The organism is Streptomyces ortus (genome assembly GCF_026341275.1).
Classification (GTDB): domain Bacteria; phylum Actinomycetota; class Actinomycetes; order Streptomycetales; family Streptomycetaceae; genus Streptomyces; species Streptomyces ortus.
In genome coordinates, this window is sequence record NZ_JAIFZO010000002.1 from 2,168,257 (window position 1) to 2,187,311 (window position 19,055).

Sequence of the window (19,055 nt, forward strand, 5' to 3'; positions counted from 1 at the left end):
GCTCCTCGCCGCCGGCATGGACGGAACTGACGGTCCGTCAGGTTGCGTGGAGAGCGTAGGCGTCTGCGCCTTGTCGGTCCAGGGGTGCGGGGCTAGCCTGCCTTCTGACGGTCCATCAGATATGCCGTGGGAGAGGGCTGGACTCATGACCGAACTGCCTCGGATCATCAGCGTCGACGACCATGTGATCGAGCCCGCCCACCTCTTCGAGACCTGGCTGCCGAGGAAATACCGCGATCGCGGACCCAAGCCGCTGACGGCGGGCATCGGCGAGCTGGCCTACGTGGCCGGCAAGTACCGGATCACGATGGACCCGGACGGGCCGCCGACCGACTGGTGGATCTACGAGGACCTGAAGTTCCCGTACAAGCGCAACATCGCCGCCGTCGGCTTCGACCGGGACGAGATGACGCTTGAGGGCATCACGCGCGCGGAGATGCGGCCCGGGTGCTGGGATCCGGTCGAGCGGCTCAAGGACATGGACGCGAATCATGTGGAGGGGAGCCTGTGCTTCCCGACCTTTCCGCGCTTTTGCGGGCAGACCTTCTCCGAGGCGCACGACAAGGAGGTCGCGCTGGCCTGCGTGCGTGCCTACAACGACTTCATGGTCGAGGAGTGGTGCGGGGGGAGCGGAGGGCGGCTGATTCCGCTGTGCATCATTCCGCTCTGGGACATCGACCTCGCTGTCGCGGAGATACGGCGCAACGCCGGTCGGGGCGTACGGGCCGTGACGTTCTCGGAGATCCCGACCCATCTGGGACTGCCGTCCATCCACTCCGGGTACTGGGATCCGTTCTTCGCCGTCTGCCAGGAGACCGGCACGGTCGTCAACATGCATATCGGCAGCAGTTCCCAGATGCCTGCCGCGTCTCCCGATGCTCCCCCCGCTGTCCAGGCGTCCCTGAGTTTCAACAACGCCATGGCCTCGATGATGGATTTCCTGTTCTCGGGTGTGCTGGTCAAGTTCCCGCGGCTGAAACTCGCGTACAGCGAAGGGCAGATGGGGTGGATCCCGTACGCGCTGGAGCGTGCCGATGACGTGTGGGAGGAGCACCGGGCCTGGGGCGGGGTGCGGGATCTGATTCCCGAGCCGCCGTCCACTTACTACTACCGGCAGATCTTCTGCTGCTTCTTCCGTGACAAGCACGGGGTCGCCTCGCTGGATGTGGTGGGGCGGGACAATGCCACGTTCGAGACCGACTATCCGCACGTCGACTCGACCTTCCCGCACACCAAGGAGGTCGCCCTCGATCATGTGAAGGGCCTCGACGACGAGACCGTCTACAAGCTGATGCGCGGCAACGCCATCCGCATGCTGGGCCTGGACCTGGACCTCGACAGGGCTCGGTAGGCGATGGATCTTTCGTACTCGGTCGAGGACGAGGAGTTCCGGGCCCGGCTGCGGGAATGGCTCAGGGAGGTGCTTCCCGGGCTGCCCGCCAAGCCCTCGGCCGACGACTGGCCGGGGCGGCGGGCGTACGACCTCGGGTGGCAGCGGCTGCTGTACGGCGCCGGGTACGCGGGCCTGCACTGGCCGGTCGACGCGGGGGGCCGTGGTGCCACGCCGACCCGGCATCTGATCTTTCTGGAGGAGACCGAGAAGGCGGGCGCTCCCTACGTGGGGGCCAATTTCGTCGGGCTGCTGCACGCCGGGCCGACCATCGCCGCCGAGGGCAGCGCTCGGCAGCGGGCGCGGTGGCTGCCGCCCGTGCTGCGCGGCGAGGAGGTGTGGTGCCAGGGCTTCAGCGAGCCGGACGCCGGGTCCGACCTCGCGTCGCTGCGCACGCGCGCGTGGCGGGACGGCGACGACTATGTGGTCACCGGGTCCAAGATCTGGACCTCGCATGCCGAAGTCGCCGACTGGTGCGAGCTGTTGGTGCGCACCGACGGGGACGCTCCGAAGCATCGGGGGATCACCTGGCTGGCGATGCCGATGGACGCGCCGGGGATCACCGTGCGACCGCTTCGTACGCTCGCCGGTTCGGCCGAGTTCGCCGAGGTCTTCCTCGACGAGGTGCGGGTGCCCGTCGCCAACCGGGTCGGCGAGGAGAACGACGGCTGGCGCGTGACCATGGTGACGCTGTCCTTCGAACGCGGCACCGCCTTCGTGGGCGAGGTGGTGGCCTGCCGGCGGGTGCTGGGCGAGATGGCCCGGGAGGCCCGGAAGAACGGCCGGTGGGACGACGCGTCGCTGCGGCGCCGGCTCGGGCGGCTCAACGCCGAGTTCCGGGCGCTCTGGCGGCTGACGCAGTGGAACGTGAGCGAGTCCGAGCGCGGCGGCGGGGTGCCGGGCGTGGGCGGTTCGGTCTTCAAGCTGCGGTACTCGCAGGCGCGGCAGGAACTCTACGACGCGGCGGCCGAGGTGCTGGGCCCCGAAGCGCTCGATCTGGGCCGGGAGTGGACGGTCGACCGGCTGTCGTCGCTCTCGTACACCATCGCGGCCGGGACCTCGCAGATCCAGCGGAACATCGTGGCCGAGCGGATCCTGGGCCTCCCGAAGGGACGGTGAGCGGTGGACTTCCAACTCACCGACGATCAACGAGCGTTACGGGCCGGGATGCGGGAGTTGCTGGCGCGGCGGTTCGGGCGGGAGCGGTTGCGGGCCGCCGCGGACCCGGGGCCGGGGCAGATTGCGGGCTCCGGGGCGCTCGACCGGGCGCTCTGGCGTGAGTTGGGGGAGGCCGGGTTCTTCGCGCTGCGGCTGCCGGAGGAGCGGGGCGGGGTCGGGCTCGGGCTGCCCGAGGCGGTGCTCGCCTTCGAGGAGGCCGGCCGGGCGCTGCTGCCCGGACCCCTGGTGGCCACCCACCTCGCGGCCGGCGAGGTGCCGGGCGCGGCCACCGGCGCGTGTGTCGTCGCCGCCGCCGACGGCGACCTCGTTGAATGGCTGGACGAGGCCGACGTCGTACGCGGAGAGGTGACCGGAGCCGTCGCCCTTCGCTCCGTCGACCCGCTGACGCCGCTGCACCGGGTGCCCCGGGCCGCGCCCCACGACCCGGTCGCCGCCCTGCTGACCGCCGCCGAGCAGCTCGGCTCGGCCGGGTGGACCTGTGCGCTGGCCGTGCAACACGCCCGGACCCGTGAGCAGTTCGGGCAGCCGATCGGGGCCTTCCAGGCGGTGAAACACCTGTGCTCGGAGATGCTGGTGCGGGTCGAAGTGGCCCGCGCGGCGGTGTACGCGGCGGCCGTCACCGGCGATCCGCTCGACATCGCGGCGGCCCGGCTGCTGGCTGACGAGGCCGCCGAGCGCGGGGCCCGCGACTGCCTCCAGGTGCACGGCGGGATGGGTTTCACCTGGGAGTCCGACGTCCACCTGCACCTCAAACGAGCCTGGTCGCGGGCCCGTCGCGGGGCGGGCGCGGCGGCGGCCGAGGAGGCGCTCGCGGAGGATCTGCTGGCGTCGGGGGCCCGGTCCGGGAGGTGAACCGCGGGGGCTGAGCGGAGCCGAATGCCGCCGATCGTGGCGCTGTGGCGGGGAGGGGGAGCGCCCCGAGGGGGACGGAAGTCACGGAACGTGGCATACCGGAATTACCGAGCGTTGATATCGGGTTGTGTCCTACGCGTGACTCGTCACGGCCTGGAGTCGAGGGCCCGCTCCGGTACCTTGTGTGGGATGCGAGTGGTTCTGAGGCCGGGCCATCACGGTGTTGCCCCCGGGGCAGCCCCGGATCCGGCGATGCGTGCCGCTCGTGGGGCGGGAAGCAGGACCGTTCCTGCCTGTTCGACTCCCCGCGGCGAGCGTCGCACAGTATGCCGCACGCGTACTCCTTCGCGCTGGAATATGCCCGAAGCGCTTGGCGGGGTGACTGTACGTCAACCATGCTGTCTCCTGAGGGAATCACGTTCCGTGAGCCCTTTTCTGACCACGATCGTGGCCCTTGCGAGGCGCGAGGCGATGTGTCCGCCGGTTCGGATGGTGTGAGCGGTGCAGGTGCTTCAAGTGCAGCTGGAGATCCGGCCCGACCCCGCGGAGGTGGGGCGAGCCCGGAGGTGGGCCCGTTCGCGGCTCGCGGGTTCCGGGATAGAGGCCGATGAGCCACTGGCCGAGACGCTGATCCTGCTCATCTCGGAGCTGGTCACCAACGCCGTGGTGCACACCGGCCGCCCCGCCGTCCTGCGGCTGTTCGTGCCGGACGCGGCGAGCGCGCCGACGGCCGGTGAGCGGGCCGTCGGAGAGGCCGTGGCGACCGTCCGCCTGGAGGTCGTCGACGCCAGTACGCGCGCCCCGCGCCCGCGCTGCGCCGACGGCGACGACACCAACGGCCGCGGCCTCGCGCTCGTCGACGGTCTCGCCGACCGCTGGGGCTGGAGCGCGGAGGGCGCCGGCAAGCGCATCTGGTGCGAGGTGGACCGCTGTTCGTCGGCCGCCACCCTCGACGCGGGATGCGACGCGGCGCCCGTGGTTCCTTCGGTGGCGTCTCCCGCGGTGTACGGGGATCTGGCGTACGAGGCCGTGTAGGGACTGGCCCCGCCAGGGCTCGTCACGCGGGAGCGGGCGCTCGGGCACGGGTGCGCCCGCTGGCGCACGCGTGGCACGGAGTTCGGGGCCGGGGCGTCCGCCGCGGTCGCATGCGCCGGGCCGTGCTTCCGTCGGTGGACGGCACAAAGGCCGCCAATGGCATGAATCCCCGAACGGGTGTTGACGGCGCTTGTCCGTTTCGTCACGCTTGCGTTCAGCGGTTCGCCGTGAGGGGATGTCGAGGTCCTCGGTGACGGGAGCCCTCGGCGGGCGCGGACCGTGATTCGGCGTCGGCTCCTGCGGGGTCAGGGGCGGACGCGCCGGAGAGCCGGATGGCGGCGCGCGATGCGGCGCTCGGGCCGGGGTGGGGGCACCTCGCGCCCGGGCGTGGTCGTACGTGGGGGAGACGCGCCGCCAGCCGGCCCCGGACGGTCCCGGGCGGGGAGTCCGCCTCCCTCAGAGGATCGCGACGGGTGCGACGGGGGTTCCGGTGGCGCCGGTGAACGGTTCGGGCATCGCCGACAGCAGGAACGTGAAGCCGCCGATCTCTCCACAGGCTGTGGACAACTTTTCGAGATTCCAGTTCTGGCCCTGAAGCATGCCCATCTCGACCAGATGGAGCCCGTGCACGGGCAGCCACAAGTCCTCTATCTCCGGAGGAAATATCTCAAAGGTGAGGGTGTCGTTCGCGACCGCCGCGACATCGCGGGCGTGGAACCACTCCGGGGTGCGTACCGACAGGCCGGGGGAGGGGAAGGCGTACCCGTGCTTGTCGCCCGCGAGGAGGAGCTGGATCTGGCCGGTGCGTACGAGGACGATGTCGCCCGGGCCGACCTTCGTGCCGCTCAACTCCTCGGCCGCTTCGAGGTCCTCCGGGGTCACCGCGTGCCCGCTGTCCAGGCGCTCCACGCCGAGTGCGCGGGCCACGTCCAGCAGGACACCGCGCGAGACGATGTGCCCCGGTTTGTCGATGCCGTTGAACTCGGCGCCCCCGTGGGCGGTGATCGTCCCGGCGGGGCGGTTGTTGTAGAGCCTGCCCGAGTGCGAGACATGACTGAGCGCGTCCCAGTGGGTGGCCGCCTGGAGGCCCATCGTCACGGCGTCGTCGCTGCAGGCGACCGTGCCCGGGCCGAACAGCTCCTGGTTGATCTGCACCATCGTGTGCAGCGGATCGACCCGGCCCGGGATCATCCCCGTCTGTACGCCGTCCTGGCGGAGGGGCAGCGCCAGCGGCACGCGGCGGCCGGTCCGGACGTTCGAGGCGGCCTCGCGCACGACCTCGTCGGTGATCAGGTTCAGGGTGCCGATCTCGTCGTCGGCACCCCAACGCCCCCAGTTGTTCACGCGCTTGGCGATCTCGTGGAACTCGGCCGGCAGTGACATGAGTCCTCCGCGGGGCTTGTCTCCAGGTATCTGACGGGTCGTAGAATCTGACCGAAGCAAATCTAACGGACCGTCAGAAACTGCGGGAAGGGGCCGGGGCGTGGGGAACTTCCTGGAAGGCGGGGTCGTCGCCGTGACCGGGGCGGGCCGGGGCATCGGACGCGCGGTGGCCCTGGCCGCCGCGGCCGAGGGCGCCAGGGTCGTCGTCAACGACTACGGCGTGTCGATCGAGGGCTCGGAGCCGAGCAGTTCGGTCGCCGACGCCGTCGTCAAGGAGATCGGGGCGGCCGGCGGGGAAGCCGTCGCGGTGGCCGACGACATCTCCACCATGGCGGGCGGGCAGCGGATCGTCGACACGGCCCTGGAGGCGTACGGGCGGCTCGACGGCGTCGTCTGCGTGGCCGGCATCCTGCGCGAACGCATGCTCTTCAACATGTCCGAGGACGAGTGGGACCCGGTCATCGCCACGCACCTCAAGGGCACCTTCACCGTGTTCCGCGCGGCGTCCGCCGTCATGCGCAAGCAGGGGGCGGGGACGCTGATCGGGTTCACCAGCGGCAACCACCAGGGGTCCGTCTCGCAGGCCAACTACAGCGCGGCGAAGGGCGGCATCATCTCGCTCGTCCGCAGCGCGGCGCTCGGGCTCCACAAGTACGGGGTCACGGCGAACGCGGTCGCGCCGGTCGCCCGTACGCGGATGTCCGCGAACGTGCCGATGGAGCTGACGGAGATCGGCGAGCCGGAGGACGTGGCCGCGCTCGTGGTCTATCTGCTGTCCGGGCGGGCCCGGCAGGAGGGGATCACCGGGCAGGTGTACACGGTGGCGGGGCCGAAGATCGCGGTCTGGGCCCAGCCGAGGGAACTCCGTTCCGGGTATGCGGAAGGGGGGTGGACGCCCGAGCGGATCGCCGACTTCCTGCCGGGGACGGTGGGGACGGATCCCATGCCGTTGCTGGCGCGGGTGGAGGAGATGGCGCGGGCGGCCCGGGGGGTGAAGAGGGCGCCGTAGGGGGCGGGGCGCGGGCGCGCTGTGGGTTTTCGCGCCGTTCCCCGCGCCCCTGGAAGAGCGGGTACGGGTCGGCCAGGGCTTTTGCGCCGTTCCCCGCGCCCCTGGGTGAGTCGGTCGACGGGCGGTGGAGGGGTTTATGGAGTTCGGGGTCACCGCGGAGGATGAAGCCTTTCGCGCTGAGGTGCGGGGGTGGCTGGACGGGCATGTGCCGTGGGACGGGGGCCGCAGGGAGTGGGAGCGGGTTCTCGGGGCCGGTGGGTGGATCGGGATCGGGTGGGGGGCGCAGGGGTACGGGAACCGTGCGGTCGGACTCGGGCGGCAGGTGGTGTGGGCCGAGGAGTACGCGCGCTCCCGGGCACCCGCGCGCAGCGGGCACATCGGCGAGAAGCTGCTGGCCCCCACCCTCCTCGCGCACGGCAGCGAGGAGCAGAAGAACCGCTTCCTGCCGCCCATCGCCTCCGGTGACGAACTGTGGTGCCAGGGGTACAGCGAACCCGGGGCCGGGTCCGACCTCGCGGGAATCCGTACGCGGGCCGTGCGGGACGCCGACGGGTACCGGATCAGCGGGCAGAAGATCTGGACCTCCCTTGCCCACGAGGCGGACTGGTGCTTCGTACTGGCGCGTACGGAGACGGGGTCGCGTCGGCACCACGGGCTGAGCTTTCTGCTCGTACCCATGGACCAGCCCGGCCGGATCGACGTCCGGCCGATCCGGCAGCTGACCGGGACAAGCGAGTTCAACGAGGTCTTCTTCGACGGGGCGCACGCACGCGCGGAGCATCTCGTCGGTGGCGAGGGCAACGGCTGGCAGGTCGCCATGAGCCTCCTCGGCTTCGAGCGCGGAGTCTCCACACTGGCCCAGCAGGTCGGGTTCGCGCAGGAGCTGACGCAGGTGGTGGAGGCGGCCGTCGCCTCGGGGGCGGCCGACGACCCGGTCGTCCGCGATCTGCTCGTACGCCAGTGGGCCGAACTGCGTGCCATGCGGTGGAACGCCCTTCGGACGCTGGGGAGTTCGGCGGACCGGGGCGCTCCCAGCGTGGCCAAGCTGCTGTGGGGCCGGTGGCATCAGCGGCTGGGCGAACTGGCGATGCGGGTGCGGGGGCCCGGAGCGGCGGTCGGCCCCCGGGAGTGGTCGGCCGGGGCGCCCTACGAACTGGACGCGCTGCAGCACCTGTTCCTCTTCAGCCGGGCCGACACGATCTACGGCGGCTCGGACGAGATCCAGCGCACGATCATCGCCGAGCGCGTGCTCGGCCTTCCCAGGGAAGCGAAGGGCTGAGATGAGTGCGACGAGAGGCGCGACATGAGGGGCGTCGTCTTCGACGGAAAGCGGGCCCAGGTGGTGGACGACCTGGAGATACGGGGTCCGGGGCCGGGCGAGGTGCTGGTGGCGGTCTCGGCGGCGGGGCTGTGCCACAGTGACCTCTCCGTGCTGGACGGGACCATCCCCTTCCCCGTACCCGTGGTGCTCGGCCACGAGGGCGCGGGCGTCGTGGAGGAGGTCGGCGCGGGCGTCACGCATGTCGGGCCCGGCGACCACGTCTCCCTGTCCACGCTGGCGAACTGCGGTGCGTGTGCCGAGTGCGACCGGGGGCGGCCCACCATGTGCCGCAAGGCCATCGGGATGCCGCGGCGGCCGTTCCTGCGGGACGGGCAGCCGCTGTACCAGTTCGCGTCCAACTCGGCCTTCGCGGAACGGACGTTGGTGAAGGCCGTGCAGGCCGTACGGATCCCGCGGGACATCCCGATGACGTCCGCCGCGCTGATCGGGTGCGGGGTGCTGACCGGGGTCGGGGCCGTGCTGAACCGGGCGCGGGTCGAGCACGGGGACAGCGTGGTCGTCATCGGCACGGGCGGGATCGGGCTCAACGTGATCCAGGGCGCGCGGATCGCCGGGGCGTCGGCGGTGGTCGCGGTGGACTCGAACCCGGAGAAGGAGGCGGTGGCCCGGCAGTTCGGGGCCTCGCACTTCTTCACGTCCGTGGCGGGGGTGCGGGACGTCCTGCCGACGGGGGCGGATCACGTCTTCGAGTGCGTGGGGCGGGTGGAGCTCGTACGGCAGGCCGTCGATCTGCTCGACCGGCGGGGGCAGGCGGTGCTGCTCGGCGTGCCGCCGGCCGGCGCCGAGGCGACCTTCCTCGTCTCGTCGATGTACCTGGACAAGTCGATCCTGGGGTGCCGGTACGGGTCTGCCCGGCCGCAGCGGGATGTCGCGTTGTACGCGGAGATGTATCGGGAGGGGCGGCTGTTGCTGGATGAGCTGGTGACGGAGACGTATGGGGTGGAGGACTTCGAGAAGGCGGTCGCGGACGCGCGGGGAGGCCTTGCGGCCCGGGCGGTTCTGACGTTCTAGCCCACGTCCAGGCGGATCGCGGGCGCGGGCGGGCCCCAGCCCCGGCGGGGTTGGTTGCGCAGTTCCCCGCGCCCCCAAAAGGCAGAGGACTGCGCCGTTCACCGCGCCCGGTGCGGCGAGAGTGCGTGCATGGCGTCGCGCGGCAGACGGGAATTGTCAGACAGACCCTACGGGACAGCCCTTAGGGCCGTCCTTGCGGCGTCAGGGCGTGAAGTGGCCGAAACGGCCGCGGTGGAAGAGGAGAGGGGCGTCGGCGGGGCCGTTGCCGTCGGGGCCGGGGGCCGGGGTGCCCAGGGCGCGCACCCTGCCCACCACGATCAGGTGGTCGCCGCCCGTATGGACCGCGTGGACGGCGCAGTCGATCCACGCCGTGGCGCCCTCCAGGCGAGGCGAGCCGGAGACCGGCGACGGTTCGTGGGCGACACCGGCGAACTTGTCCGAGCCGCTCACCGCGAAGCCGCGGCACAGGTCGCCCTGGTGCGCGCCGAGGACGTTCACGCAGAAGACGCCCGCGCGGGCGATACGCGGCCAGGTCGTGGACGTACGCGCGACCATGAACGCGATCAGGGGCGGGTCGAGGGAGAGCGCGGCGAAGGACTGGCAGGCGAAGCCGGCGGGGGTGGCCCCGGGGTCGGCCTCCGGGTCGGCGGCCGGGTCCGGGGCCGGGGCTGTGATGACGGTGACGCCCGTCGCGAAGTTGCCCAGTACGCGGCGGAACTCGGCCGGGTCGACGGGTGCGCGTTCGTCGTCGCCGACCGCGCGCAGATCGGGGCGCGGGAGTGGTTCGACCGGTCCCGCGGTCCTCGGCTCTCCGGCCGACCTCAGATAGCGGACGGCTGCCGCGGCCATTCCTGCGTGTCCCATCACACCTCCATTGAAGGTGACGGGGCGTCAGATGGGAAGGGCCGCAACGGTGCTCAGTGGTGTTCAGCGGCCCGTGAAGTCCGGGGTGCGGCGCTCCACGAACGCCGTTACGCCTTCCACGGCGTCCGACGTCGTCATGTTGATCTCCTGCGCGGTGGCCTCGGCGGTGAACGCGGTGGCGCGGTCGGAGTCCAGGGAGGCGTTCACCAGTTGCTTGGTGAGGGCGTGGGCGCGGGTGGGGCCGGCGGCGAGGCGTTCGGCCCAGGAGCGGGCCGTCTTCTCCAGCTCCACGTCCGGGACCACGCGGTTGACCAGGCCGAGGCGGTGGGCGTCCGCGGCGGTGAGGGCGTCACCGAAGAACATCAGCTCCTTCGCGCGCTGGGGGCCGATCAGGCGGGGGAGGAGGTAGGCGCCGCCGCCGTCCGGGACGAGGCCGCGGCGGGCGAACACCTCGATGAACCTGGCCGACTCCGCGGCGAGGACCAGGTCGCAGGCGTACGCGAGGTGGGCGCCGAGGCCGGCGGCGGTGCCGTTCACCGCGGCGATCACGGGTTTCTCGCAGTCGAGGACCGCGGTGATGAGGCGTTGGGCGCCGTTGCGGATGACGCGGGCGACGTCTCCTGGGAGGCGGTCCTTGGGGGGTGGGGTTCCGCGGAGGTCCGCGCCGGTGCAGAAACCTCGGCCGGTGGCGGTGAGGACGACCACGCGGGTGGTCGCGTCCGCGGACGCGGTCTCCAGGAGGTGGATGAGCTCTTCTCGCTGGTCGGGGGTGAGGGCGTTCATGACCTCCGGTCGGTCGAGGGTGATCCAGGAGATGTGCTTGTCGAGGGTGTGGACTGTCACGGGGGCTCCGAGGGCTCCGGTGGTGGGTGGGTGGGGGTGGGTTTGTGAGTGCGGGTCGGAAGGGTGCTGGTCGCGCAGTTCCCCGCGCCCCTTTGGTGGGTGGGGGCTGAGGGCGTTTGTGGGTGCGGGGAGGTCGGAGCGGGGTGCGCAGTTCGCCGCGCCCGTGAAGGGCGCCTCTTCAGGGGCGCGGGGAACTGCGCGGCCAGCACCCGTCCGACCTCCACTCGACAACACGCCTCCCCCTCCCCCTCCCCCTCCCCCTCCCGCCGATCCGCACCGGGCCCCTCGCGGTCAGCGGCAGGTGGCCAGGGCGTCCAGGGCTATGGCTCCCTGGCCTCGGGGGAGGACCATCAGGGGGTTGATGTCCAGCTCGGAGAGTTCCGTGTCCAGTTCCAGGGCCATGCGCTGGACCCGCAGGACCACCTCCACCAGCGCGTCCAGGTCCGCCGGAGGCCGCCCGCGGACGCCGTCGAGCAGCGCCCGCCCCCGCAACTCGTCGAGCATCGACCGCGCCTGGTCCTCGCCGAACGGCGGCACCCGTACCGCGCTGTCCTGGAGGACCTCGACCAGTACGCCGCCGAGACCCACCGTCACCGTCGGCCCGAAGAGGTCGTCGTGCGTCACCCCGACCACCATCTCGACCCCCGGCTCCACCATCTGGCACACCAGGACCCCGTCGAGCGACACGTCCTCGTAACGGGCGATGTCCGTCAGCTCGCGGTACGCGTCCCGTACCTGGCTGGCGGACGTGAGCCCGATCTTGACCAGGCCGAGTTCCGTCTTGTGGGCGAGCCGCGCGCCGGACGCCTTCATGACGACCGGGTACCCGACCAGCCCGGCCGCCCGTACGGAGGCCGCCGCGCTGGTCACCAACTGCTCGCGCGGCACCCGGATCCCGTACGCCCGCAGCAGTTGTTTCGCCGCGTGTTCGCTCAGCCTGCTGCCCGGCCGCATCAGCGCCTGCGCCTTGCGGAAGGAGGGGGACGGGGTGCGCGGGGCCTCGTCGAAGGGGGAGCGGTAGGAGGCGGTGAAGCGGGCGTGCTCCAGGTGGGCCCGTACCGCCGTGATGCAGTTCGCGAACGTGCGGAAGGTCGCCACGCGGGACGAGCCGAGGAGGGTGTCGCGGTACGCGGGCTCCGTGCCGACCGGTGAACCCCACACCACGCACACCAGTTTGTCCGTCTGTTCCGCCGCGTCCACGAGGTCCTGCGCGAGCCTGTCGCTCATGGGCGGGAAGGGCCCCGTGATCGGACAGATCAGCACCCCGACGGCCGGGTCGGCGAGGATCGCGTCGATGATCTTGCGGCCCCGCCAGTCGCCGACCGGATGGCCGCCGTTGTCGACGGGGTTCGAGACGTCCAGGTAGTCCGGTATCCACTCGTGCAGTTCGGCCTGCTTGGCGGCGGAAAGGGGCGGCAGGCGCAGGCCCGCCGCCGTGGCCAGGTCGGAGAAGTGGGCGCCCGTACCGCCCGAGATCGAGTAGACGGCCACCCCGTCGGCGGACGGCGGGCGGGCCCGTGCCATCAGGGCCGCGGTGTCCTGGAGTTCGTCGAGGCCGTCGACGCGTACGACCCCGTACTGACGCATCGCCGCGTCCACCACCGCGTCCGCGCCCGTCAGTTTGCCGGTGTGGGAGGCCGCCGTACGCGCACCCGTCTCCGTGCGGCCGACCTTGACCGCGACGACGGGGACCCCGCGCCGGGCGGCCCGGTCGGCGGCGAGGAGGAAGGAGCGGCCGTCCTTGAGGCCCTCGACGTAGCAGGCGATGGCGCCCACCTCGGGCTGCTCGGAGAAGTACGAGATGAAGTCGGCGCTCTCCAGGTCGGCCTCGTTGCCGGTGGGCGCCCAGTGGGAGACTCGGATGCCCAGTTCCTGGAGGGTGAAGACCGGGCGGCCCTGGTGGCCGGACTGGGTGATCAGCGCGATCGCCGGGCCGGTCAGGTCGTCGCGGAACCTCTCGAAGGCGTTGAGGTTGGTGTTCGGGCCGAGCAGCCGCAGACCGGAGCGGATCGCGGAGCGCTGTACGGCGTCGGCGAGCCGGGCCTGTGCGGCGGCGCCCACGGTTCCCGTCTCGGCGAACCCGGAGGCGAAGGCGACCGCGAACCGCACCTTGGTCTCCGCGAGTTGCTCGATCACGGGGAGCGGGTCGGAGACCAGCAGCACGGCCAGGTCGACCTGTTCGGGCAGCTCCGCGACCGACGGGACGCAGGTCAGACCGAACACGGACTCCCGGGTGGGGTGCACGGGGTGGAGGCGCGCGCCCACGCGCCCGGCCCAGGCGAGCAGTTGACGGGTGATGCCGGTGTTCGGCCGCCCTTCGGCGTCCGAGGCGCCGACGACGGCCACCGACTCGGGGCGGAAGAAGCGGTCCAGATCGGGTACGCCCGCGTACAGCGGCCGGCCGCTGACGTCCAGGTCGTCGGTGGCGGCCGGCCTGCCGTGCACGGCAGGGGCCGGTTGCTCACCGCAGGCGATGACCCGGGCCCGGCGGGAGTCGGTGGTGAGGGTGCCGTGGGTTGATCCAAGCATCGCGTCCGCCCGCTCCTGTGTGGCTGCCAATAACTGACGCAGTGTCAGATCAGGCCAGATTACTGAACTGACGCTGCGTCAGGAATGGGTCGGGAAGCAAAGAACTTGTGGCGGCCATGGGTATGGGGGTGGTGCGGGGCTTCCGCGGTGGTCTTCAGCTCGCGCAGCCACTGTTCGAGTCCCGCGCCGAGCATCGAGGTCGCCAGGGGGACGTCCGCCTCGACCTGGGCGCCCGTCCACGTCTCCTCGGTCTGCACGCGTACGCCGCCCTTGACCTTGGTGAACTTCCAGACGTGGACGCCCTCGTCGATACGCAGCCCCTCGCCGACCGCGGGCCCTGTCCACCTGATGCAGGAGTTCCGGTCGAGCGCGCGGACGGTGGAGGTGATGTTCAGAGTGGTCTCGGGGGTGGTGGGAGTGGCAGGCGCCGGGGTCGTCCAGCGGAACTGCGAGCCCGCGCGGAGCGGACCGCGGTCGAGGCGTTTCGCGGACAGCACCGGCGCCTGCCACGACGGCCAGCCCTCGACGTCGGTCTGCAACTTGAAGACGGTGCTCAGCGGGGCCTTGATCACGATGTCGGTCCGGTACCGGATGAGGGCGTCGGAGTCCGCGCCCCTGCCCTGGCACTTCAGCCCGTCGGTGTGGGTCACGGCTCCCGTCCGGGCGGGGGCGGCCTGGGCGGGAACGGTACTCGCGAGGACGCCGAGCGTGGCGAGAGAGGCGAGTGAGGCCATTGAAGCGATTGACGCGAGTGACGCCTTGCGCGTGGTGATGGTGCGTACGTGCGTCCGGCGCCGGTGCCGCGCGGGCTGGACGGGGAGGGCGGCGGGGCTGTTGCTGGGCATGGTGTACCTCTCGCTGTGGGTGTGGGTGTGGGTGTGGGTGTGGGTGTGGGTGTGGGTGTGGCGATGGCGCTGGTCAGGTGGTGGTGAGGCGGCGGTGTTCGAGGACCGCCGCGAGGGCGTAGGCGCCGCCGCCCGCCAGGGTGAGGACCCAGTAGAGGCCGGGGCTGCCGAGGAGGAGGGCCGCGGTGGAGGTCAGGGCGAGCCAGCTGCCGAGGCCGTAGTGGAGCAGGTTGCGGCGCTGGGCGCCTTCGGCGATGTAGAGCAGACCGACGACGAAGCCGGAGCCGGTGGGCCAGAGAAGGGACTGCACGTCGGGCAGGTCGAGCGTGGCCGTCAGGCCCGTGATGGCGAGGAACAGGGCGGCGAAGGCGGTGGCCCAGGCGAGGCCGAGGAGCTTGCCTGGGAGGACGTCGTCCGGCTCGGCGGTGGAACGCTGGGCGCGCAGGGCGGCCACCGTGGCCTGGACGGTACCGAGGGCCAGCCCCGCCCCGAGGAGCGTCATGGGCAGCCAACCGGGCAGGTCGAGCAGCGGGGTCGCACCCTCGGAGACCGCCGCGGAGCCATGGCCGAACAGATAGGCGAGCCCGAAGCTGACGTAGGTCGCACGGTTGTCGACGTCGCCGCCTACGAGGGCTCTCGCGGCCGGATGCCCGGCGACGGTGGCGGCGCCGGTGCCGGCGATCGGCGTGACGGTCAGGGCGGGGGCGGACATGGTGGAAACCTCCGGGCTACGGGCGGGCTACGGGCGGGGCGAGGGCTGCCGGCACGACTGCGCGCTCTGGAACGGGGGAGCGGGGACGATGACGACCTTTCCGGCGACCGTGCGGGACTCGGCGAGCGTCAGGGCCGCGGCGGCGTCCGGCAGCGGGATCCGCGCGGCGATCTGCGGGGTGATGACGCCGTCGGCGACCAGCCGCAGGACCTGGGTCAGGTCCTCGGTCATCCGCCGCTGCCAGGAGGCACGGCCACGGCGCTTGCCGGCCCAGAAGTTGTAGAAGTGCGCGCTCCTGCCGTTGGGCAGGGAGTTCCAGGCGGCGAGGCGCGCGAACAGCTTCAGCACCGGCAGCTGGGAGTTGCCCTCGTCGTCCTTGGTGGCGGCGGTGCCGTACGAGACCAGCGTGCCGCCCCGGCGCAGCAGCTGCCACGACTGCTCCACCCCGGCGCCGCCGACGTGGTCGAACACCGCGTCCACGCCGTCCGGGGCGAGTTCGCGGATCCGGGCGTACAGGTCGGGGTCGCGGTAGTCGACGGGGGTCGCGCCCAGCTCCCGTACGGTCGCGTGGTGGCGGGGCGACGCCGTGCCGATCACGGTGATGCCGGCCGGGCGGGCCAGTTGTACGAGCGTGGAGCCGACGCCGCCGTTGGCGCCCAGGACCACGATCGTCCCGCCGGTACGGACCTTGGCGACGCGGTGCAGCATCTGCCAGGCCGTGATGCCGTTGACGACGACGGTCTCCGCGTCGGCCGCGTCCACCTCGTCCGGTACGGGCATCAGGTCCACGGCGTCCACCAGGAGGTGGCTGGCCCATGCGCCGGTCTTGGTGACCGCGGCGAACCGGCGTCCGACGAGCGCGGTGTCCACCTCCGGACCGGCCGCCGTGGCGGTGCCGACCACGTCGTAACCGGGCACGAAGGGGAACGGCGGCTGGTCGTAGTACTTGCCGCGGCGCATCTGCTGCTCGGCGAACGACACGCCCGTCGCGTCCATCCGCAGGACGACCTGGCCCTTGGCGGGGGCCGGCAGCTCGCGGCTGCGGAGCTCCAGACCGTCCGGCTCGACCAGCCCGGGCAGGACGATCTGGGTCGCCGAGACGACGGGGGCGGCGGAGGTGGCGGATGCGTGGGCGGCGGTGCTGGTCATGGCGTACCCCTCGAAGTTGCTGCCGTGTGCTTACGGTTGTAAGGTTATGCCTGTTAGCTGATGGATGGCAAGAGGAAACAGCCATAAGCTTCGCGCTGTAAGGTGACAGGCATGGGAACAGGTGTGGGAACAGGTACGGGAGACGAAACAGGCGATGCCGCGGCGACACCCGTCCGCGTCCGAAACCGGCGGGGGGAAGGGGACCGGCTACGCCAGGAGATCGTGACGGCGGCGGTCGCCCTGCTCGACGAGACCGGCGACGAGAGCGCCATCACCCTGCGTTCCGTGGCCCGCAGGGTCGGTATCGCCGCCCCGTCGATCTACCGGCACTTCTCCGATCAGCCCGCCATCATGCTGGCCGTGGTGCGCAACGCGTTCGCCGAACTGGACGAGCGGTTGCGGGCGGCCGTGGAGGCGGCCGACGACACGCCCCGCGCGCGGCTCACGGCCCTGTGCGAGGGCTATCTGGAGTTCGCCGAGGCCCATCCGGGGCGCTACCGCACGATGTTCGGCGGGTTCTGGATGCCCGATCCGGGCGCGAGTTCCGTGACGGCCGAGGACCTCGGCGCGCTCGGCGACGCGAGCCTGCGGCGGCTCGGTGACGCACTCCAGGAGTGCGTCACCGCCGGCGTCGCGGCCAGTACCGACGTGGCGGCCGACGTGGTCGTGCTCTGGCTCGGCCTGCACGGACTTGCCCACCAGCGGGCGGTCGCGCCCTCGTTCCCCTGGCCGCCGGACATCGCGGACCGGCTCATCGCCACGCTCGCGCACTTCACGGAGGAGTAGGGCGGGCGCGGCCGGCCCCTCCCGGGGCCGGCCGCCGTGGACGGGTGAGGGGGGCGGCGGAGGCCGCCCGCCCAGGTATCAGCGTGCGAGGCGGGACGGATTCCTTCGGGCGGCGTCGCGCGCGATCGCCTTCGCGATCTTCTCGGCGTCGAGGGCGAGTTCGCGGAACATGCCGCTGATCGGGTTGGTGAAGCCGGTGAAGTAGAGGCCGGGCGCGGTCTTCGGCGCGCGGGCGCCGTGGACGACCGGGCGGCCCCGGCCGTCGAGCACGTCGAGGTGGCCGACGACGTTCTCCAGGGCGCGCCGGTAGCCGGTCGCGGCGATCACGGCGTCCGGGCCGACGCGGTCGCCGTTCGCGAGGACGACCTTGCCGTCCTCGAAGCCCTCGACCGCCGCCACCACCTCGACCCGGCCCTTGCGGACCGCGTCGATCAGGCCGACGTCCTGTACGGGGATGGACCCGTCCTTCACCCGCGAGTACAGCCCGGTGTCGGGCCGCGGCAGCCCCTTCGCGGCCAGGTCCGGAACGCTCAGCTTCGCCATCGGCCGGGCCAGCCGGTCCACCAGCGCGACCGGCAGCCGCCGGCAGAGCACCCCGGTGTACTGGGCCGCCCACCCGGCCGTCGACCGGCGCACGATGTGCGGCGCGGTCCGCACGGCGAGCCGTACGCGCGCCGCGCCGCCCTCGACGAGGTCCACGGCGATCTCGGCGCCGGTGTTGCCGACGCCGACCACGAGGACGTCCTGTCCGGCGAAGGGGGCGGGGTTGCGGTACTCGCCCGCGTGCAGGAACTCGCCCGTGTACCCGTCCCGGCCCGGCCAGTCGGGCACGTACGGCGTGTGGTTGAAGCCGGTGGCGACGACCACCGCGCTGCCGGTCAGCTCGCGCCCGCCGGTCGCGTGCAGCAGCCAGCCGGTACCGTCCGCGGAGGGCTCCACGCGGGAGACCTCGACGCCCGTGACGATCTCCAGCTCGTGGTGCTCGGCGTACTTCTCCAGATAGCGCACCACGTTGTCGCGCGCCACCCACCGCCCGAACGAACGCGGCATCGGCAGGCCCGGGAGCCCGGAGAGCCGCCGCGTCGTGTGGAGCCGCAGCCGGTCGTAGTGCCGCCGCCAGGAGGCCCCGACCCGGTCGGACTTCTCCAGCACGACGGCCCGTACGCCCTGGGCGCGCAGCGCGTACGCCGCCGCGAGGCCGCCCGGCCCGCCCCCGATGACGTACACGGGCCGGTCCTGCTGAGGCGCGGCCCCCGTCGGCTTCGCCGACCTCGGCGAAGCCGACGGGGGCGAGGATTCCTGCGCCGATGTCCGTGCGGCTGCCTGCGAAGGCGCCTGCGCGGGTGTTTGTGCGGGCGTTTGCGCGGGTGTCTGCGTGCTTGCCTCGGACACTTCGGGCGTCCGGGGTGTCGGGTCGGGAGAGTCGGCCATGTGCCGAGCGTATGCACGTGGTCATTTGATGGGTCTCGGTCAAGCCCGGAATCGGTTGCGAATTGATCACGGCTGTAGGAGGGGTGTGGGGGGTTTGTGTCGTAGGCCACATGCGTGTGTGCGGCAGGGGAGATGGTCGCGCCGGGACGGGCGGGCGTAGGACTCTTGCGCACCCGCGCCCGGTGCGCTGAACTGACGTACCGTCAGATAGGCGGCTGTGGAGGGGGTGCGGGGCCATGGACACCATCTGGCTCACCGGTGCGGAATGGGTCGCCGTGCTCCGGGTCGGGCTCGGGCTGTGGTGGCTGGAGAGCTGGCGGCACAAGGACAAGAAGGGCTGGTTCGAGCGGGGGACCGGGATCGCGTGGGCGGCCGACGTCGCCGCGAAGCACCGGTGGAACCCGGTGCGCAGCGGCTTCGACGTGGTCGTCGCACCCCGGCCGCGCACGATGGCGTACGTCGTCGTGTACGCGGAACTCGCCCTCGGCCTGGGCCTCGTGGTGGGCTTCCTGACCCCGATCGCCCTGGTCGGCGGCCTGCTGCTCAATCTCCTCTACCTCGTCCTGATGATCCACGACTGGGCCGAGCAGGGGCAGAACACGATGATGGCCCTCATCTCCCTGGTGGCCCTGTTCGGCATGTCCTGGCAGACGTGGTCCCTGGACAGCGCGCTGGGACTCTTCTGATGGCGACCG

General features: G+C 71.9%; 17 protein-coding genes. 9 read left to right on the forward strand and 8 right to left on the reverse strand.

Annotated elements, in window-relative coordinates:
* Nucleotides 1-145 precede the first annotated feature (145 nt).
* The 4 genes from K3769_RS12895 (at nucleotide 146) to K3769_RS12910 (ending at nucleotide 4,456) form a co-directional block, all read left to right on the forward strand.
* Nucleotides 146-1,351 carry an amidohydrolase family protein gene (locus K3769_RS12895; RefSeq protein ID WP_267026577.1) on the forward strand — a complete coding sequence of 402 codons (1,206 nt, stop codon included), beginning with the start codon at nucleotides 146-148 and terminating at the stop codon, nucleotides 1,349-1,351.
* Nucleotides 1,352-1,354: 3 nt separating this feature from the next.
* Complete coding sequence (locus tag K3769_RS12900) at nucleotides 1,355-2,509, forward strand: acyl-CoA dehydrogenase (RefSeq protein WP_267026578.1); 1,155 nt, start codon at nucleotides 1,355-1,357, stop codon at nucleotides 2,507-2,509.
* A gap of 3 nt (nucleotides 2,510-2,512) precedes the next feature.
* Nucleotides 2,513-3,421 carry an acyl-CoA dehydrogenase family protein gene (locus tag K3769_RS12905; protein WP_267026579.1) on the forward strand — a complete coding sequence of 303 codons (909 nt, stop codon included), beginning with the start codon at nucleotides 2,513-2,515 and terminating at the stop codon, nucleotides 3,419-3,421.
* 516 nt (nucleotides 3,422-3,937) lie between these two features.
* Nucleotides 3,938-4,456 (forward strand): ATP-binding protein, encoded by a 519-nt coding sequence (locus tag K3769_RS12910; RefSeq protein WP_267031348.1) that lies wholly within the window; start codon nucleotides 3,938-3,940, stop codon nucleotides 4,454-4,456.
* Nucleotides 4,457-4,912: 456 nt separating this feature from the next.
* On the opposite strand, the gene K3769_RS12915 is transcribed toward K3769_RS12910, so the two are convergent.
* Nucleotides 4,913-5,839: a cyclase family protein gene (locus K3769_RS12915; protein WP_267026580.1), complete on the reverse strand. Its 927-nt coding sequence runs from the start codon at nucleotides 5,837-5,839 to the stop codon at nucleotides 4,913-4,915.
* Between the two features lie 100 nt (nucleotides 5,840-5,939).
* Here K3769_RS12915 and K3769_RS12920 point away from each other — a divergent pair, with 100 nt between their 5' ends.
* The 3 genes from K3769_RS12920 (at nucleotide 5,940) to K3769_RS12930 (ending at nucleotide 9,201) form a co-directional block, all read left to right on the forward strand.
* Nucleotides 5,940-6,848, forward strand: a complete 909-nt coding sequence (locus K3769_RS12920) for an SDR family NAD(P)-dependent oxidoreductase (protein ID WP_267026581.1) — start codon at nucleotides 5,940-5,942, stop codon at nucleotides 6,846-6,848.
* 136 nt (nucleotides 6,849-6,984) lie between these two features.
* Nucleotides 6,985-8,127 (forward strand): acyl-CoA dehydrogenase family protein, encoded by a 1,143-nt coding sequence (locus tag K3769_RS12925; protein WP_267026582.1) that lies wholly within the window; start codon nucleotides 6,985-6,987, stop codon nucleotides 8,125-8,127.
* A 24-nt stretch (nucleotides 8,128-8,151) separates the two neighbouring features.
* Nucleotides 8,152-9,201 carry a Zn-dependent alcohol dehydrogenase gene (locus K3769_RS12930; RefSeq protein ID WP_267026583.1) on the forward strand — a complete coding sequence of 350 codons (1,050 nt, stop codon included), beginning with the start codon at nucleotides 8,152-8,154 and terminating at the stop codon, nucleotides 9,199-9,201.
* Nucleotides 9,202-9,402: 201 nt separating this feature from the next.
* On the opposite strand, the gene K3769_RS12935 is transcribed toward K3769_RS12930, so the two are convergent.
* The 6 genes from K3769_RS12935 to K3769_RS12960 all read right to left on the reverse strand — a co-directional run bounded on the left by K3769_RS12935 (nucleotide 9,403) and on the right by K3769_RS12960 (nucleotide 16,143).
* Nucleotides 9,403-10,065, reverse strand: coding sequence for a flavin reductase family protein (locus tag K3769_RS12935; RefSeq protein ID WP_267026584.1), 663 nt, complete (start codon nucleotides 10,063-10,065; stop codon nucleotides 9,403-9,405).
* Between the two features lie 63 nt (nucleotides 10,066-10,128).
* On the reverse strand, nucleotides 10,129-10,908 hold the full coding sequence (locus K3769_RS12940) for an enoyl-CoA hydratase/isomerase family protein (protein WP_267026585.1): 780 nt from the start codon (nucleotides 10,906-10,908) through the stop codon (nucleotides 10,129-10,131).
* 291 nt (nucleotides 10,909-11,199) lie between these two features.
* A complete protein-coding gene (locus tag K3769_RS12945; protein ID WP_267026586.1) occupies nucleotides 11,200-13,437 on the reverse strand; it encodes an acetate--CoA ligase family protein in 2,238 nt (745 codons plus the stop codon).
* A gap of 59 nt (nucleotides 13,438-13,496) precedes the next feature.
* Nucleotides 13,497-14,171 carry an SRPBCC family protein gene (locus tag K3769_RS12950; protein ID WP_267031349.1) on the reverse strand — a complete coding sequence of 225 codons (675 nt, stop codon included), beginning with the start codon at nucleotides 14,169-14,171 and terminating at the stop codon, nucleotides 13,497-13,499.
* Between the two features lie 184 nt (nucleotides 14,172-14,355).
* A complete protein-coding gene (locus tag K3769_RS12955) occupies nucleotides 14,356-14,994 on the reverse strand; it encodes an ABC transporter permease (RefSeq protein WP_267026587.1) in 639 nt (212 codons plus the stop codon).
* 27 nt (nucleotides 14,995-15,021) lie between these two features.
* Complete coding sequence (locus K3769_RS12960; RefSeq protein WP_267026588.1) at nucleotides 15,022-16,143, reverse strand: medium chain dehydrogenase/reductase family protein; 1,122 nt, start codon at nucleotides 16,141-16,143, stop codon at nucleotides 15,022-15,024.
* A 222-nt stretch (nucleotides 16,144-16,365) separates the two neighbouring features.
* Here K3769_RS12960 and K3769_RS12965 point away from each other — a divergent pair, with 222 nt between their 5' ends.
* The gene (locus K3769_RS12965) at nucleotides 16,366-16,929 is read left to right on the forward strand and encodes a TetR/AcrR family transcriptional regulator (RefSeq protein ID WP_267026589.1); all 564 of its coding nucleotides are present in this window, start codon (nucleotides 16,366-16,368) and stop codon (nucleotides 16,927-16,929) included.
* Nucleotides 16,930-17,007: 78 nt separating this feature from the next.
* Here the strand turns inward: K3769_RS12965 and K3769_RS12970 are convergent, their stop codons facing one another.
* Nucleotides 17,008-18,156, reverse strand: a complete 1,149-nt coding sequence (locus tag K3769_RS12970) for a flavin-containing monooxygenase (protein ID WP_267026590.1) — start codon at nucleotides 18,154-18,156, stop codon at nucleotides 17,008-17,010.
* Between the two features lie 440 nt (nucleotides 18,157-18,596).
* Between K3769_RS12970 and K3769_RS12975 the strand changes: the two genes are divergently transcribed.
* Entirely contained in the window at nucleotides 18,597-19,046 is a 450-nt protein-coding gene (locus K3769_RS12975; protein ID WP_267026591.1) for a DoxX family protein, read from the forward strand.
* The last annotated feature ends 9 nt before the right edge of the window (nucleotides 19,047-19,055 follow it).